This is a genomic window from Bradyrhizobium sp. USDA3010 (assembly GCF_056429065.1).
Window position 1 is genome coordinate 1 of the sequence record NZ_JBWJZD010000172.1, and the last position, 255, is coordinate 255.

Genomic DNA, 255 nt, shown 5'->3' on the forward strand with positions numbered 1-255 from the left:
GCGTATGACCCGGCCCGAAAGCGAGCATCGCGTGATAGCTCGACGCGTCGGCACCTTCGAATTTGCGGTGTATGCCGCGTCAACGCAGCAGCGCGGCTTGCCATGGATTACCTATGATGCCTACTGGCCTAACTTGCCGCAGGCACGCTGGATGGCGGAAGCGATAGCCTCCGATCCGACCTCGGAAACGTTTGTCACCGTCAACGACTCGGAGTTGGCCTTCAATGCCGTCCGAGCCGGCCTTGGCCGGTCGCT

Annotated in this window: 1 pseudogene; it reads left to right on the top strand. The window is 62.0% G+C overall.

Annotation, left to right across the window (positions count from 1 at the left end):
* Positions 1-255: pseudogene (locus tag AC066Y_RS43430) on the top strand (LysR family transcriptional regulator); the annotation flags it as partial.